Genomic DNA, 17,823 nt, shown 5'->3' with positions numbered 1-17,823 from the left:
GGTCTCGCTTCCAACGCCAACGCAGCCGGAAGCGATATGGAAGCGCCGGGAGCCTAGGCTTGTCGGCGAATACGCGGAACCCTTGCACGGCAGAAAGTAGGGCGACCCCACCGCAAGCAGCTTGCTTGGGTTACCCCCCCACCCCCAATTGGACTGGGGGGGCGGGGCAGGGCCACGGGGTTCAGGTTTGCCGTACGCAGAGTGCTTGGCTAAACCTACCCCCAATTGGACAACGGGTAGTCGCTGGGATTCGTTGAACCTGACGCTGGTTTAGCCTACCTCCAGCCACGGATCGTGCGATCCCAACCAGCCGCAAAGTTGATCCGCTGCTATCACAACTTGGGGTCGCGTCCGTAAGGCACACTCCCAGACGGTGGCTACCCGCCAACCGGCGTCGAGCAGTCCCTGCACAACATGCTCGTCGCGTGCAACATTACCCGCAAATTTTTGCTCCCAGAATTCGCGCCTGGTCGAGGGCGTTGTGGCGTAGCGGCACCCCTGATGCCGATGCCAAAAGCATCCGTGGACGAACACGGCAGCATGAAACTTCGGGAATAGCAGATCGGGTCGACCAATCAAGCTATTCGCGTGGAGCCGATATCGGAGGCCTCGTGAGTGTAGGGCCGCTCGAAGCGCCTTCTCCGGCTTGGTGTTGCTTCCCCTGATCCCCGACATCATCCGGGATCTGGTCGCCTTGTCCACTATGTCGATCACACGCCACCTGGTTTAGAACCGAACAAGTGATATATGTCCCAGTCAATCTAATTGAGAATCGATTTTGGCGCGTAATTTTGGAATCGTCGACTTGTTCGCTGGCCCTGGCGGCCTTGGTGAAGGCTTTGCTTCCTACGAGGAAGCCGGACGTTCTCCGTTTCAAATAGGCATTTCCGTCGAAAAGGAGGGTTCGGCCCATCGCACCTTGAGCTTGCGTGCATTCCTTCGTGAGTTCCGTTCCCAACATGGCCGACTGCCTGGTGAGTTCATTGAATTCCACGCCGGCTCAGCAAATGAACCCGACTGGGAAGAGGTCGATCCAACCGCGTTCAAGAAGGCAACCAAAGAAGCTCGTCGTCTCGAACTTGGCACTGACGAGGCGACCGTCGCGATTGACAGAACAATTAGAAATCTGCGTCGCGACTTCGACGATACCATTCTGATTGGTGGTCCACCTTGCCAAGCATACTCCCTTGTTGGCCGCTCTCGATCTAGAGGAAAGGCGAATTATGTCCCTGAGGAGGACGCCCGCCACTATCTGTTTCGAGAATACATCCGAGTGTTGGATCGCCTGCGGCCCGCGGTCTTCATCATGGAAAATGTCAAAGGGATGCTCTCTTCCAAGGTGGAGAGCCGATTGGTGTTCGAGATGCTTATGGAGGACCTCTCGTCGCTTGGTGGGCATGGGACGGCTCACTACGAACTCAAGGCGATTCGGGTGAACGATGGCGTTGCCCGTCTGGAACAAGCGAGCCGGCCGGCCGACTTCATCGTGAGAGCGGAAACTTTCGGAGTGCCGCAGAAGCGTCACCGAGTGATCGTCGTTGGCGTGCGGTCCGACCTGATTTCCGGGGCCGCGGATGCCGCCATTCCTGTGGCCAGACCCCGTGCAGTAAACGATGCAATCGGCAACCTGCCGGCGCTGCGCAGTGGACTTAGCCGTGGAGACGACGTCCAGACTTGGCTATCCACCATCATAGCCGCCGCCTCGTCCATCTCAGACAGCATCGGCGGCTCAACGGATCTAGGCCGATTGCTTGGCGAAGTCGCGGGAAGGCTGCCGGGTAACAGGTCCATTAGGCGCTCGGCAAAGATCCTGCCAGTCGGTTACGGCCAGTCCAACGACGACCTCTCTCGATGGATCGAGCGACCTGAGCTCCTTGCTCTCGCTCAGCACGAAACCCGCGGACATATGCGATCCGATTTGGGGCGATATCTCTTTGCCGCGGCCTATGGCCAGCTGAACGGCACAAGCCCCAAGGCCGAGGAATTCCCAGTCAGCTTGGTGCCTAACCACAAGAACTGGCACACGGGGGTATTCTCCGACCGCTTCCGCGTCCAGATCGCCTGCGAACCATCGACCACGGTCACCAGCCATATTTCTAAGGACGGGCATTACTTCATCCACCCGGACCCGCTGCAGTGCCGCAGCCTGACCGTACGGGAAGCTGCACGCTTGCAGACTTTCCCGGACGATTATCTGTTCATGGGCAACAGGACACAACAATATGTCCAAGTGGGCAATGCTGTGCCGCCATTTCTTGCCCGGCAAATAGCAAAATTGATCTATCGCGCACTCGACACGGGTGCGCCGATGGCGCGCCCTGCGCGCGAAGACATGCTTGCCGTCTAGCTTCAGGCGGTCTCCCGCTCGCGCAGTTCTGGGATGCCTTTGCTGGGATCGGCAAACTTCGCCTTGCTGATTTGATCCCAGACGGTGGATCGCTTTGCTACCTCGGATATTTGCTGTCCTGGGGCAATCTTGGCAAATTCCGCATTGATCGTAACGGCCCAGTCCCAGAGCAGTTCGCGGAAGGCTTTGGAGACACTTTGCTGCAGCCAGATTTGCTCCAAGTCTAACCGGTCGCCCAGTCGGTCGCCGACCACGGAAAGCACATAGGTTGCGATATTGACCCAGCCTTGCCGAAAGATCTCCTTGGCTTCCTTCGTCTTAATGATTTGCTCCACTGCCTTGTACAGGATGACCTTAGCGATCAGTCCCTTGTACCATTTGGCATCAAGCGGGTTCGGTACCAAGGACGGATTTTCATCCAGCGCAGACATGAAAGCAGCGAAATTCTTCTCGCCGGCTGCTGCGACCTGTGAGGGTTTGCCGCGCCAAGCCTCATGAAACTTCGCGACGTCGGTCTTGCTGAGCTTGCGCTTAGGGGCAACAATTTCTTGCAGCTTTTTCCGCTTAGCCGGAGTAGTGCCGTCGCGCAGTAGCATTACATTGTACGCGCCTGCGGCCCGCTCATAGAACCAACGCGTGGAGCCGTCCGGGCACCACGTGTCGTTAGCCAGTTTTTCGAGCTGAACATGGAAGGGACGATTGGCAGACAGGTCAGAGAGCTTGACGGCATTCTGGCTATTGGCAAACTTCGAGACGTTGCTGATTAGCTTCTCACGCGCGTCGTCGTTGCTGCCTTTGAGAATGATGATCTTCGCTGGGATCATAACGTGGCTGAGATCGAGGGTTTTGTCGTCACGGGATGCGAAATAGATCGAGGACGTGGTCTGACCCCCGTTTACGATCTGCAGGCCCTTCAGAAATGACAGCCCACTACCGCCATCCTCGGTCTTCTCAAAATCCGCTTCGTCGCAGACAAGCACAAGGCCATTGTTGAACGCCAAGAAGTGCTCCGGCTCCGTTCGCAGGGTCTCTATGATGCCCTTGTTCACGGTCTTCTTCGCCCCGAGGAACGTTCGTATGTTTGCCTCTAGCAACTGCGACCCGAATTTGAGGTAGAGGTCGCGGATAACGATGCCTGGGATCGCGGTCAGCACGTATTCGTAGTCGGCATCTGGGTCAGGCACGTGAACGCATGGCAGCGCACGACCGATCGATTGGACAAGGCTCAGCGCCAACTCATCACGCGGCTTTCCGTCGGTGTGCCGGAAAAGGCGTTCAATATCCATCGCCTCGATGGATACCATCTTGCCTTGCACTTCCTTGCTCGCAAACCGCTTGTTCTTGGTGACGCCGTCTGTCAACACGAACACCCGCAGGCGGTCGAGACTATGCCAGTGGCTGCTGATGGTCGTCACCAAGTTCCTGACAGGGTGCGTCGGATCGATCTTGGCTTCAAGGTTACCGCCCGCAGCTCTGAGCAGGAACTTGACGCCTTCGCCCGCAGTGGTCGCGGCCTCAGCATCCTTGAGTTCGTTCAGCACATCCGTTCCAAAATAGTGGGTGACGAAAAGATCCAAAGCCGTCTCGTCCGAGGACAGAGCGAACCCCGTGATCCTGAGCTTTGAGTTGCCAACTGTTCCATTCCAGTGACAAATCGTTGGGCTTTCACTGATGCCCACCTGAGAGATGTGGTCCATCACCATCTCGGCGAAGACCAGTTCCTCGGATGGGAACGCCCCCTCGTCCGAAGCAACGCGCTCTGCGACGGTCGCAAGGATGTCGGATCGGTAGTTTCGATGGAAATCGTCTAGGCTCAATTTCAGCTCAATTCAAAAACGTTGAGAACATCAGAAAACGCCAGCGCGGGCACGTTCAATGCATCGAGGTCGAGCACATAGGCCGCGGACCTGATTGCAGCGGGAAGATGGGCTCTTCGCAGTCTAGGCATTTCATCGGTTGCCAAGAAGGCTCCGACTTCTTTCAAGGCCAATACTCGCCCGTAGTGCTGCGCATGCTCGTCAAGATAGCCAACGATCAAGAGCAGAGCGTCAAAGGTCCGGCGATGACCAGTTTCCATTAGGCGATCTCTGAGCCGCGCAACCACATCCACAAGCGAGTGGCCATCATCGCGTTCCTCGAACCGTAGAGCACCCAAAACGAGCGGCCTCCTGTCCGTATCGAGTTGCTCGATGCTATTGATGCGGGCCAGAAAGCCAGCACCGCCCGCAGTGCTCTTGATCTCGAGCGCGCCGCCACGGATGTGGAAGTCCTGCGCCGCACGCATCGGCCCCTGCCAACAATGCAGGGCGTCTTGTCCCAACGAGGAATCGAGTAGCCTATTCAGCATCCAGAGCTCGCCCATCAAACCGACCTGAGCCTCCGGTGAGAGCGGACGGTGACGACGTGCCATGAATGCCTGCCATTCGGTCACTCTGTCGATGAATGCGTCCACCACGGTCTGGGCGTTGCCGCCAGCGACGCTTTCGAGCGCGCGCAAAACATTGACGACCATTGCCGCAAAAATGTCCGGTGCCCCTTCCGCACGGCGAACCAGAGCAATTACCGTGCGGCCAGCAAAAGCGGCCCAATCTGTGACTAGCACCACGTCGAAACCGCCGCCTTCCGGGAGGCGAGCCGAGTTGATCGCCCAAGCCCTTGGAAAAGCCACGATCAGCGCTTCCCGGCCCGCAGGAAAATGGCAACCCGCTTCGATTGACACATCCCCGAGCGATGTAAGGTGGACGAACCGCCAGTCTTCGTTCGACTCCTGTCTCCCTAACGCTCGCCACGATTTGGCAAGTCCTTCCTCAGTCCACCCAGGCATTCAATTCCCCCCAAAGAACGCTATTCCCCACGTATTTAGAGTTCGACACTCGCCGCTCCGATACGCTGGAGGGGAAACTGAGCGCCCAACCTACCACGGGTGCGGCACCCTTCAGCGCGTCCACGCCAGATACTTCTGGATCCAGGAGATACAACATTAGCAACCCGCGGTCTCTCCGCGGTTGCACGCCCATCTCAGGATATCCGTCGCCTAACACGCGACGAATCTCGGGCCCTCTTGGCTCCTTGGGTGGCTCTTTCCCCTCGTTCCGTTCGGCGTCCCCCTTGCGCCAAGTCTCCAGACTTCGAGCCAAGGCCGCATTCCATTGGGCCTCGGAGAGGTCGATGGCTTGGTCGCGCGGTGAGATCAATACCTTAATCGAGTATCGATCCTGATGGTCGACAGTTCTCTTGCGATCCAGCATCGTGATGGGGTGCCCGGCGATCTTATTGGCCGCGTCGCCCTCCTTGCCGATCAAGGCAACGGTCCATCGGATCAACTCGCCGTCCTTGTTCATCTCCTCAATAAAGTCGGCGATGAGAGGGCTCATGATGCGGAAGCTGGCACTATGCGTCTGATACTGCCGGAGGAAGGTGATCACTTCCAGTGACTTTGCATCTCGCCAAAGATAACCGTGCCACCGTTGGCCCTCAGGCTTGTAGGCCTGCTGGTCCAGTTCGATCGGAGCGCCGAGTCTCGCAAGGAAACGCTCGGTCGCATCGAAATTCGCTTTGACCTCGGGCTTGGTGTTCGGGAAGACGATCGTCTGGAGCAGGTCGCCAGCGTACGTGAGCTGCATGGCCTTCGCGTTTCGCATCTTTGCGCGCGAAGTGATGGTGAGGACCGAATGCGAGCGAACCCGCAGGCCGAACTGTTTCGGCGTCGAACCGGCCGCGACCATGTTGTCGAACTCCTGCCGCAGTTCCTCAGCCGCATCCGCAATATGTCCAAACCACTCGATCATCTCGCGGGAGGTGTATAGTCGGCAGACGTCCAAGTAACCGTCGCGATAACCAAACCAGCGACCCATCTGCATTAGGGTATCATACATCCTAGCGGTCCGCAGAAAATAGCTCGTGCAAAGACCTTCGAGGGTGAGGCCGCGAGCCAGCTTATCACCGCCGACTGCAATCACCTTGAGGCCGGTTGCCTCATTGTCTGTGTAGTCGAGCGCGTCCTTAGCCGTTCCATTTATCTCCCGAACACGTATATCGGAGATGACATCCGGCAGGATTGACCGAACCTCATCCCAGCCGAAATCCTTCAGAATTTCGCCTTCCACCAGAACGGTTCGTATGGCGATCATCCCCGGGAGGAACACCTCCATATACTCACGACGCATTTGGTCTTCGAGCGAGGCCAGATCGATGGAGCGAGAGTAGCGTCCCTTTAGATCCTGCACGTATGAGGCGACTTGGTTCACGACCGTCGCCTGGATAGCGGTAAATCGGCTGACATGGATCAGCATGGAGGAGTGCTTTGCTCCCTGACCTCGCAGCTTGCGAACGGCACAGGCGTAGACAAATGAGCGAACTGCCTCCGCTAACGAATCGGGTATCCGCTCCTGGCCGTTCCATTTAGGGCGCCAGTGGCTTTTGTGCTTTTGCGGCATCCACGGAAGGAATTCTTCGGCCTTGAGGGGGCGAATCAGAGGCAGATTCTCCGGCGTGCTGGATGCGGAGCCGAAGACTCTTCCGGGGCCAACATAGTTGGATGGGGCAGCGAGATTGGTGATGAAGGCAGCCGGAAAAAGGTCCGGCCCATGCTCATCCGTTTCGCCGCGATCATGGATGAAGATGTTTGCGAACGGTGTAGCGGTGTACCCGACGTAAGCCTTGCGTGAGAAGTGATGCAGAACAGACCGTATTAGTCGGTTTATCGTCGTCGGCTGATGTTCGACATCCGGGTTGCCGAACTCGTCGACCACGTCCTCACCCGTGTCTACGGATCCATGATCGGATTCGTCGTCGATCACCAGCAGCGGTAGGTTCGTAACCAGTTTGCGACCAGTCACAGGATCGGTGTGGTTGGCGACCCGGTTCCTGATCCAGTGAAGCAGACGTTCGAGGACAGTCTTGTTCTTCTTGATGACGAAGAGCCACGGGCGCTGCTCCGGGCTGACATTCATCCTGGCCGCCAGTTGCGTATTGAAGTCGCCGCTGTCGCTTCGGTTGGTAGCAGCATTGGGACGGATCGAGCTGTCAGCATCGATCAAACCAACTCCCACAGCTGGTAGCTCGTCGCCATCCGAGATTGTCGCGAACCCGAGGAAGCCCTCGTCGAGCCGGATCTGAGTCTGCGACCTCAGGTTATTGTGCAGACCGGCAAGCACGATGATAATTTTGTAACCAGCATCGGCCGCCTTGCAGATCAAACCGGTATAGTTCCCGGTCTTCCCGGATTGGACATGGCCAACCACAAGACCTCGACGATCCCAAGCACCTTCGCGTTGGGGGTCCTCGAGCTGGCCGAGAACCTCATCGGTGGCGACATCCAGTGCATCGAGCGCCGCCCAAGGTATCCGGCTCTCCATGTACTCCGAATAGCGCCGCCAATACGACCAGCCCTTCTTGCGGTCAGATGTTAGCCAAGGCACATGGTCCTCGCCACTCGACAACGTGGCGTTTTCGCCGACCGTGCGGCTGGATCGACGGATCAGCTCCTCCACGAGGGCGTCGCGATCGATCTCTTGGAAGTCCTCACCTGCCACGAGCTCCAGCTTCTTCAACTCCCGCTCGATCATGTCTGGTGTTATGGCCGATTGCTCTCGCTCGGAAGCTCTGCGCAACATGTTCTGAGCCATCGAGAGGATGGAATCGAATGCCCTCTGGTTCATGCAATATCCGTAAGTGTGAGTGATGAAATGAGCTCCGGAAAGCGCTCGAAGCCCGTGCTTCGACGAAGTCGCTGCCGTGCAGCTTCTTCGCTTAGCCCACTGTAGCGGACCAAGGCGTCGAACATGCAGACAAGGGTTTCTCTGACCTCATCTGTCGGAGCCTCCGCGAAGCCTGTCCGCGGCGTCTCCTTGTCATCAGCCGTATCCAACCAAATTCGCTGGACCGGCACTGTTTCCTCGATCAGTCGAAGCATCGCCACGATGTTGGACCTGAGCGGACCGGCGCGATCAAGGATCGCGGCGATCAGATCGTTGTCCCGTGCAATGCGATACGATGTGCCGTTCGCGGAACGCCTGACTTGCCAGGCGTCCTTTACCCCGTCGGAGCGGCCGCCGGAGGCTGATGAAAGATGTCCACGGTGGGCAAAAACCTTTCGGGCATTCTCCCTCGTCTCCGTAGCCAGCCGACGAAGCTGATCGCGCAGGCGAACGGGTGGATTCGCGTTGGACTTCAGGACGTTGATCTTCCAATCGCTATCAACGCTGTTGGGGATGTCGAGACGGATACGAGCGAGCCGATGAGGCTCATCTCGAACCCAAGGACGGCCTTTGTCACCAAGTCCCAGCCAGCCTCCAGCCATCAGTAAGCGCTTGTTACGGTAGACATAGAAGCCTTGTTGCAGCGTCCAGCCGCTAGGCCCCCCGGCCTTGTCCTGCTCCGCGGGCTTGAGCATATCCCTGTGTGGAAGGACATGGCACTGGACGAAAGTTCCCGGTGAATGGAGAATCCGAAATTCAAGGCTTTCCCAAGCCTTGGCTGGGTGACCGGTCAGGAACGGATCCCACGGCTGGACTGCCTTGGCGTTCAAGGTGAGCCGCAAGGGTGCACCCGTCCCATCCAGCAGCCGGTGAAAAGTCATGGCAAGATGGGCCTCAACGACATCGATCAGTTCGATCATATCAGCCGCCGCGAAGCCGTCCGTCACGACGCGATCGAGATCTTCCCAGAGAACCACCGTGCCCTGCTCCATGTCGCCGAGCGGTGCTAGCAATGCTTCAGACCCGGGAGCCGGCCCCTCGAATAGCGGCCAGGGGAGCTCTCCCGGCTGATCCAGTAGGTTCAAATCCCAGCGCAGGCAGACTACAGGACCGCCCTTGCGACGACTGGCGACCGTGAGCCGGCGAGCCTGCGAAAAGCTCGCAGTCTTAAGCCCAAGTCCGAATCGTCCAAGGTCGGATTTGGCTCGTTCAGCACGTGGATCCTTTGCACCTAGACGCATACCGGCCTCAAGGGCCGCGTCATCCATTCCTATGCCGTTGTCAGTGATGCGTATCCAGCTCTGCGGGCCCTGCCACTCAAACTTAATGTCCACTTTGCTGGCCGACGCCGCGATAGAGTTGTCGATCAGATCGGCAAGAGCCGTCGATGGCGTGTATCCCAAGCCGCGCAGCGACTCGAGCATCGCGCTGGCGTGCGGCGGAATGTTGCGAACCGCCACTGTCATTCCCCTACCAGCGCGCGGAGGCGCCGCACGCGAGGGGAACTGGACAGCTTGCGCATGGCTTTTGCCTCGATCTGCCGAATTCGCTCTCTTGTGACGCCGTATATCTGCCCGACCTCCTCAAGCGTCATTTCCCCTGCCTCATCAAAACCGAAGCGCTTTCGAATGATGTCCGTCTCTCGCTCATCCAGTTCGCCTAGCGCCTCGGTCACGACGGCCGCCGTTTCCCGCTCTTCCACCCGCGCCTCTTGGTCCGCAGGAACAGAGAGCCACTCCAATCCGAGTTCGTCCCAGTCGACTTGCACCCGAGGCGTATCCAAGAGTTTCTCGACCTGCTGGCAACTCCACTCGCGATCAGAGGCAATTTCTTCGCTCGTTGGAGTTCGTCGAAGAACCAGCGCAAGCCGATCCTGAGCCTCGTCCAATGCGTCAAGATCGGAGTGCCGATGAACTGGAATCCGTATAATCGCCCGTTCGTCGGCCCTCCAGCGGGTGACCGTCTGCCGCATCCAGTTGCTGGCATACATGGAGAAAGGTGTGCCCCTATCGGGATCAAAGCGGCGAGTGGCTTTCTGCAGGCCGATGAAGGCCACCTGGAAAACATCCTCCAAATCCTCGCCATCTTCGGCATGTCTTGAAGCAAAGCGCCGCGCGTAAGGGAGATGCGCCATGATCAAGCCCGCTGTCTTGCTGTCCAACTCGACAATGAGCTCGTTGATAGTGTTCGCAGCGACATGCTGCCCTTGCTGTTCCGACAGGTACATGCCGAGCGCCTTGAAGAATACTGCACTCAGATCGAGGCGTTCGAGTCCCTGAATGGCGACGCGCCGTCGTTTGCCCTCGACAGCCGAGTTTCCACTGATGATAACTCTCAGGGTGTCGGCTACTTCGCGTAGCACAATGCTGCCCGGGTCCTTCTCGCGCTCGGGAAACACTGCCAGCAACGTAAGGTATTCGGGCCGCAGCTGCCCAGCCAACACCATGTCCACGAACTGCAAGATCGCCCGGATGGCTTCCTCGCTGGAAACCAGCGCTAGGTGCAAACGTCCTTTCGTTTGAAGCATGGGAGCTATCAGTGCTGCTTGGCCAGCGCGATCCATGTGGAAACGCCCGCTTCCAGGCAGTCGCGTGTGGCGGGTAAGGGCGACATCTAATGCTTCTGCCAAATCCTCCCCATCGACTACGAACGGCACATCCCAAAGCCGTAGATCGTCATCGTCGATCTGTTGAAGGCCGGCATAATCCATTATGCCTGCAATATTTCTCCGTAAATCTTCTTTGTCCGCATTACCGCGGCATGCCGAGATCAAAGCCTCGAGGTCCGCCTGAGGTATGCGATGGTATTCAACCGCCTCTGACGCCCATGCCCTGATATAGGCGGGGTCGATGGACATCCTTGTCCCGACAGACAAGGTCGCTGTCCTGGTCGACTTGCGACCGCGACTCTTGGTGACCAAGAACTCGTCATCGGCAGCAACAGTTGGAAGCGCCACAACAGCTGAACCTATTCCCTCCCCTGCAATGAAGGTCGCGGTCAGATCGAGATGCCAGTCAGGGGCTCCGTTAACAGAATCCGGCTGATAGGGGCTGAACGTCGCTTGCTTGTGATCGGAAAGACCGGTGGGGCCCCGAGTCCGATATGCTTCCGGGTCAGCCTCTGCTTCAAACGACAGATCGTAGTCCATGTCGTCGGCAACCACGGGTATGGATGTCGATAATATGATGGTCGCTGGCGTCTCGTCGGTCGTGTTGCCGGTGTCGACTTCCAAGGCCAGCAGAAGCTGCGACAGCCCGATATGGCCTTCGGCCGCAGCAACTCCTGCAGCAGTTTCGCCGGCAGCGTTTCTGGCGTTTGGATCAGCGCCATGTTGGATGAGCAAGTCGCAAAGAGCAAGTTTGCCGCAGCGAGCAGCTATGTGGAGTGGCGTTTCGCTTTTATGATCAACGGCGTGGAGTCTCGCAGAGCGAGCAAATTCTCGAATCTCCGGCAGCTGAGCGTCCGCGAGTAAACGGACCTCCGCAGCATCAAGAGGCCTAAGAATCGCCAGGGTATCACCTCCCCTAGGAGATACCTCTCCGTCCATCAGTCCATACCCTTGCCGGCAGGCATTGCAGCTCCAGTGGTTAGGAAAGTTTTCGACGGACCGCCCAAGAAAGTGTAACAGTCAAAAATACTACAATATTGCGCTTCCACCGCCAGCATGGTCCAAAACGTGTACGTCAATTGCCGCACGGCGACAATGGCGACACGAATACGACCTTAAGTGCAATGACTTCAGCACTAACGATCGGACTTTTCCTGCCACTAGGTGGAGTCGGGTGCCCATGCAAGTGGGAATCGCCCTTGGTGTCAATTGATTGGGGCCGCTTTTTCATGTGCATCTGCTTAGCTGCAAGATTCTGAGCGCGAATTTGTAACGCGCGCCCATAATCGCCCCAAGTGGCTTCACAGCCATCCGTCGCGCCAAATGCTTTGGGGTGGTTTGTTTTAACGGAGCCTCTTCATCGCCGTCTAGTTCACGCGACAAAGCCGGGACTAAGGACTTCGAGCCCAACGCAGCTGTCCAGTGGCACCGTGGTTTGGTTGCATGCATTCGGGAAGCGTCATTGGCTGATCGGCCGGCTTATTGCACAAATTTTGTGCCGTATCTCAGCATTAACCAAGTTACCCCGTAAGGTAATGGATGCGACTGTAAAAATTTGGGCGGGATAGGGAGCCTTGCCACGGTGTCATTTTGGGGAGCGAACTCATCGCCCTGGGACGGCCATTGTAACCGTGCAGGTGCCATCGCTGGGTGCTGCTAGTGATGAACAATTTGAACTGCTGTCGCGTAAAGTAAGCGCCATGCTCCATATATGATCACAATGGAAATAGGAATCACGACAGCAGCAAACACTCGCCGGTTGGCAAATCCGAGGCGAACAGCATCCCTCTTGGCCTCATAGTTAGGCACTAGAAACACGTCACTCAGCCACCAAACCATTATGATCGCAGGCGGCGCGAGGCATATGTATGCATTAACTTTCACAAAATTTGCGAGGTCACCCACCCATTTGGCTGGCTCTACGTCCGGGCTTGCAAACCCCGAAACGAAGTTGACGAGGGTAAGAAGTGTTGCGGCTACAGTGAATAGCACCGTACGGTATTTGTCAGAGTTTTGCTTCTTCTCCGAAAATTTTAGATCAAGATAACTCCTGGTCGCGTTTATGGAATCCTTTGTAGCCTGGTCATTGAATACGGGCATTTTCAAAGACAAATTAGAGAGAGCAGCCTGCTCTGCAGCAACCTGTTTGAATGAATTTAGGTAAGCTAGAACACCGAGTATTCTAACCTGCTCAGTTGGCTCGAGGCGGCGCTTGGAATTGATAATATAAAAATACAGGGCATATATCACCCTATTACACCAGTCCATAGATCGACCGCGAACGCGATAGGTCGTTATCATCGTGTCGGCATCTGGACTGTGATGCTGATGTTGATGTGAAATGTCCCTGACGAAGTAGTAAAGCTGATCTGCCCAGAGGGACTCTATCTCTATGTGGTCATTGTTGGCGTAATGAAGTGAATTGCGATATATCTCATCATCTGAAAACGACACTTTGCTAATCGATATAATACCGTTTCGATGTAATATGACGTTAGCCCTAAGATCGCAGACGTTTGTGAGCTCCAGATGAAGGGAGCCAAACAGTTTACAAAGCTCGGCTTTTCCCACGCCGTACTCGGCACTTCGGAGGGAGTGCAGCCAACCCTGCATCTTCTCTTTGAGTTGAATTGAACTATCCGACCCCGGACGCACTACGTAGATCCGACCGATTAATGGGTCATCCGGCGATTTGCTTCCGCGTCTCGCGCGAGCGCAGAAGACAAAATTGAAATCTCCGGAAATCTGGAAGAATTTCGCCAGTAACCAGTGAAATAATACGTCAGTTGTATTGCGTGACTGGATGGCAAGAACAAATTGGTATTCTGGTGTACCAACATTAGCGTATTCTGCCATTGTAGGATGGCGGCTTTCGCCGATTATTTTATACGAAAGCCGTCCGTTTACGGTCGGGACCCATCCCTTGAACGAAAGCAGTTCGCTCATTAAACGACGTGGTCGACCACATCGTTACGCAGTTTCCCGTTTGCCTCGAATCGCTTGAATTTTTTGTTATAAGCGATTCCGGCTCGGACGCGACCGTCCGGGAATTCACCTCGCTTAACGCGAGCTTTCCCCGACACTGCGGCCATTAACGAAGGATACCTGGCACGAGATTTCTCGTATTCTATCCGATCATAGAAAGCGATCTTCAGCGCAAACCTCAACAGAGCGAGGCCAAAAGCGCCAAGGGCGACCGCACCAGCCAATTGCAGATAAGCCATGCTCGCGCTCCCCTGATTCGCGCCCGCATAATACGCGAAAAAAACTCTTGACAAAAGACCGAATCGGACGTGCGGATATTTTATTGTGAATTACTGGTCAACTTGGGCTCAAGTATAAGAACATTCACACTGTGCAGAAGTTCCATTTGCCCAGGCTGAGAGTCAGTTTTTTGGACTGACTTCCCGGACTTCTGTCGAGTTCGCCTCAGGCAACACCCACGCTAAGAAATTCTGGCGTAACCCCGAACGCGTCCTGCCGAACCTGTCGCTGTCATGTGGCGAGCACGGACCCAAGTCCAGCCTAAACCACACATTATCGCCTTTATCCGTTTGCCGGCCTCAGGCGTGCGTTGGACGGGCTTCAAGTTCAAATGGTCGAACACGGCTTCCGTGGAGACACGCTCGACACCGTCGCTCCCTTTTTGCCCTCGAAGACCCGCAAGCTCCCCTTGCCACGGGTCGCCCTGGCGGGCTTGCAACTGATTCCGAATGAACCGCAATTGTAAAATAAACGGACGGTGTTCCAGTGGAGAGGTTGGAGCGGCCGTCGTCTTGGCTTGACGAATTTTCATGCCTGCAAGGTCCAATGGTCAAATCATCTGATCTATAGGAATATAAACTTCTAATGCCGTCCAGACTCGGACACTGGACGCCATGCGGTGCATCGATGGTCGAGGCCCGGCAGGGGCTTAGGTGGGTACTCGGAAACCAAGGAAGGCGCTTGTCCAAGTAAACGCCAATGGTGGACCGCTAAGAACCCCGCTGCGTATTCAGCGAATGAAGGGTGCGACATGTCAAATTCATTCGCTTCCAGCGACGCGGCAAAGAAGGCCAACAGCATATTTCGAGGCAAACGGGAATCCATAAGGACTTTGCGCTCGATCGAATCAATTGGCAGTCGCCGCCCGGATAGACCAGTTCCGAAGTGGACAGCAGCGCGTACCGCAGAGACAGACAGCGCCACTTGTTCGAAGAAGTCGTCATCCGTGGTGAAGTGCCCACCGATGAACGGATTTGGGATCAGTCTGCCTGCGGCGCTTTCAACGGCCTCTTGCAATCGACCCCAAACAAACCTGTAGCAAGCGGCATCCTCATTTTCACTTGTCCCAACCATCGGTGTTCCTCCTTTCAGGATTGGCGTTCGCAACTCGTCTCCACCACCATACCCCCCACACCCCCCTTAATTGGTGGTGGCGCTGGCGCGCCTCACCACCACCTCAAGCCACTTGATCGCCAATTGGCTGAAATGGCTTTTCATGGCTTTCCATTCTGCTTCCGGTTCGGCGCAATCTGGCTACTGCGATTTGCTGTTGGCACGGCCGAGGTCGGCGGAGTCGAACCCGTGACAGTTGATGGGACTGGTCCGACAACGGTGTAAGCCTGTCGCGTATAGCCTCCCCGCCCGGTGCGGCTGACCTGGACGGGTCCGATCTGAATACGACCCACTCGGTGAAGATAATCGACAATGGCCTTTGCCTCGATGTCGCTTGCGACGCCATTGCGCTGTGGAGCAAGGGCTCTGGCTATCACTGGAACGGCATAGTCGGCGGACTTGGGCGATGGAGATAGTGGCGTGGGCGCTGTGCCAACCGCCACTAGGGCGGCGTCAATCATCGCTTGCGGAAAAGGCGTGGCAGTCAGCGAGGGCTTGAACAGCTCTACAACGCCGACCTTGTCACCGTGAGGATAGATTGGCGGTTGCGCATTCGGCATCTCGACCGAAACAAGACGGAACCACCGTTCATCGGCAGCGGCCGGAGATAGGTTCTGCTTCGTGCCTGTGACCCTGAAGATGGACGAGACATCCCACGGTGCGACACCAATTTTTGTTGCATCGTCATTCCTCAATGGTTCGATGGCAAGGCTGATGCGCGCCAAATTCACAATGCTCGCTGCGCCCATTGCGGCGTCGGCGTTCCCCAATTCCCGATTTTTCGACGTGTGATGGGCAATGATGACGGAGAGCTTGTTGAGTGCAGCAAGCGAGACCAACTCGCGCATTAGCAGCGCTGCGGCGGCGTTGTCATTCAATGTCGCGCCACCCACAACGGCAACGAGCGGATCGAGGATCAGAACGTCGGGTTTGTGAAGCGAGACCAGCGCGCGAAGCTCCTGCCAACCCGACGAATTCAGTGCAGGAGTTCCACGCTCCACCTTGATCAAGGTAAGAGACAGCCTGTCCGCCCCTGCGACATATAACCCGCCAACATGGGCGTCGGTCAGTTGGTGGTGTGCCATCGCCGCGCGCACGCGCAGAGCGATTTCATCGGTCGAGTCCTCAGCGTTGATGTAAAGAACACGAAGCTCCCCCCCGAACACGTGACTGTCTAGGAGGGGGCGTCCTGACGCACATGCCAGAGCAAGTGAGGTCAGAAACGAAGACTTGCCCTTGCCGCCTGGTGCAACGATCAGGGAAACGGCCCCGCGAACCAAATCCGTCCCGTGAAGCCATTGGCGTTTCGTTGGAATGGCTGGCAGCGCGGCAACGGGCAAGGCTCCGCCAGGTGTCTCGCCGGTAGGCTTCTGTTCAGGTGGAGACGAATCGAGCAGGCCAGAGACTTCCACGCCTGCCGAACGAGCCAAATGGAAGAGCGTGCCGACCGTTGTTCCATCTGCCCTGTTCGCCCGATAGGAGCCCCACGCCGAGTCGAAATCTTCCTCGGAAGTCCAGCCGGCGCCCCGCCTAGACCATTCCAGGGCCAAGCTCCGAGCATCTGGACAGCCACGTTGGCCAGCATCCGCGACGGCAAACAGCACCGCGAGCCATTGGTTGCGAGGGTCTGATTTACCGTTGTCGAGAGCCGTCAGGCACTCCGCCACCACACGACGCTGTTGATCGGCAGCAAGATGATCGAATGGATGGTGCACTGAGATGCCGGCAGCGAGGTCGGATTGGCCAGTTACCTCTGAGGTATTCAATGAACGGGGCGGGAACCGATCCTTCGCGAACTGGCTATCAACGGGAAGTCCGACTACGACGCGGGAAGCACTAAGCACTTTGGCGATCTGTTCCTCAGTGATCGACGGGAGTGCGGCAAGTGGAACCGTTGCTGGCGACCTGCCCGCGAGCCAGAACAATTCACCGCCGGTTTCATGAACGCCATGCACGACCAGTTGCTGGCCTTTACCAAGCACCTCGATTTTTCCATGCCTTCCGCCAACGATGCGCTTGCACGGCTCACCCTCGGCAGCTCGAAACACCAACGCAAGGCGGGGTGATCCCGGACGACGACGAATGAGCCCGCCAGTGGGTAGAATCGACGTCACCGCCTTTAGAAATTTCTGGACCTTGGTTGGATCATCAACATCGACGTCGATAACCCGGAGACCCGCTGTACAAATGCCGGTGTTTGCAGCCGCCGCGCTCACAGGTAGCAATTGGCCAAGCGTTTCCCCTTGAAGCCAATTCTCGGCGACCGGCCTCTTACCGTTCGATCTAACTCTCAGGGGAGCGTAACCATTCGAGACGGCTGCCCGGCGAAAGTCTTCAGCGCTCTGTTTCGTTTCGAACGTCGGGCGCTTGCCGGAAGTGCTACGCAGGCTTGCAGCTGAGCCATGCGATCGAGACGGCGCTTCAGTGGCAGCGCCTACTGTGTCGTTCCCCTGAGGCATGGAGTTCATGCTCCGCGATGGCGTTGGTCGAGGGGCGTATCAACCTGAGCCGGGCCGGCGCCGATGCGGTCACATGTTCGCGCATCTAACCAATCCTCCACGTCTGTTCGGCGGTAGGCAATGCGTCGTTCACTTAGTCGGACAAAACGCGGTCCATTGCCGTTGGCCCGCAGACGCTGAAGGCTGGGAAGAGATATTCCGAGCCACCTCGAAAGCCCTTTTTCAGTCAACAAAGGACTTGTTGTCGAATAATCCATTGAAAAGCCCTCATATACGTTCAAGAGGACTTACGAATATTCACATCCTTCGCAATCAAGCCAGTGGAATTTAATG

General features: G+C 56.8%; 10 protein-coding genes. 1 reads left to right on the top strand and 9 read right to left on the bottom strand.

The annotated features are described in order from the left end of the window. Positions 1-270 precede the first annotated feature (270 nt). Entirely contained in the window at positions 271-702 is a 432-nt protein-coding gene (locus AC04SG_RS00450; RefSeq protein ID WP_488549638.1) for a very short patch repair endonuclease, read from the bottom strand. Positions 703-778: 76 nt separating this feature from the next. Here AC04SG_RS00450 and AC04SG_RS00445 point away from each other — a divergent pair, with 76 nt between their 5' ends. Next, positions 779-2,347, top strand: a complete 1,569-nt coding sequence (locus AC04SG_RS00445) for a DNA cytosine methyltransferase (protein WP_488549471.1) — start codon at positions 779-781, stop codon at positions 2,345-2,347. Between the two features lie 2 nt (positions 2,348-2,349). On the opposite strand, the gene AC04SG_RS00440 is transcribed toward AC04SG_RS00445, so the two are convergent. The 8 genes from AC04SG_RS00440 to AC04SG_RS00405 form a co-directional block, all read right to left on the bottom strand. Beyond that, entirely contained in the window at positions 2,350-4,164 is a 1,815-nt protein-coding gene (locus AC04SG_RS00440; protein WP_488549470.1) for an AIPR family protein, read from the bottom strand. A gap of 2 nt (positions 4,165-4,166) precedes the next feature. Further along, a complete protein-coding gene (locus tag AC04SG_RS00435; protein ID WP_488549469.1) occupies positions 4,167-5,171 on the bottom strand; it encodes a PD-(D/E)XK motif protein in 1,005 nt (334 codons plus the stop codon). Next, positions 5,155-8,007: a Z1 domain-containing protein gene (locus AC04SG_RS00430; RefSeq protein ID WP_488549468.1), complete on the bottom strand. Its 2,853-nt coding sequence runs from the start codon at positions 8,005-8,007 to the stop codon at positions 5,155-5,157. The genes AC04SG_RS00435 and AC04SG_RS00430 overlap by 17 nt, the downstream gene beginning before the upstream one ends. Beyond that, complete coding sequence (locus AC04SG_RS00425; protein WP_488549467.1) at positions 8,004-9,506, bottom strand: ATP-binding protein; 1,503 nt, start codon at positions 9,504-9,506, stop codon at positions 8,004-8,006. Before AC04SG_RS00425 ends, AC04SG_RS00430 begins: the two co-directional genes overlap by 4 nt. A 2-nt stretch (positions 9,507-9,508) precedes the next feature. Next, positions 9,509-11,593, bottom strand: a complete 2,085-nt coding sequence (locus AC04SG_RS00420) for a sigma-70 family RNA polymerase sigma factor (protein WP_488549466.1) — start codon at positions 11,591-11,593, stop codon at positions 9,509-9,511. A gap of 717 nt (positions 11,594-12,310) precedes the next feature. After that, entirely contained in the window at positions 12,311-13,600 is a 1,290-nt protein-coding gene (locus AC04SG_RS00415) for a hypothetical protein (protein WP_488549465.1), read from the bottom strand. After that, on the bottom strand, positions 13,600-13,878 hold the full coding sequence (locus AC04SG_RS00410; protein WP_352695672.1) for a hypothetical protein: 279 nt from the start codon (positions 13,876-13,878) through the stop codon (positions 13,600-13,602). The genes AC04SG_RS00415 and AC04SG_RS00410 overlap by 1 nt, the downstream gene beginning before the upstream one ends. A 1,254-nt stretch (positions 13,879-15,132) precedes the next feature. After that, a complete protein-coding gene (locus AC04SG_RS00405; protein WP_488549464.1) occupies positions 15,133-17,490 on the bottom strand; it encodes an AAA family ATPase in 2,358 nt (785 codons plus the stop codon). Positions 17,491-17,823: the final 333 nt, after the last annotated feature.

The sequence above is a fragment of the Mesorhizobium sp. CNPSo 4684 genome (assembly GCF_057784315.1).
The sequence above is the reverse complement of the archived record's forward strand: the minus strand, read 5'-3'. Positions and strand labels throughout refer to the sequence as shown.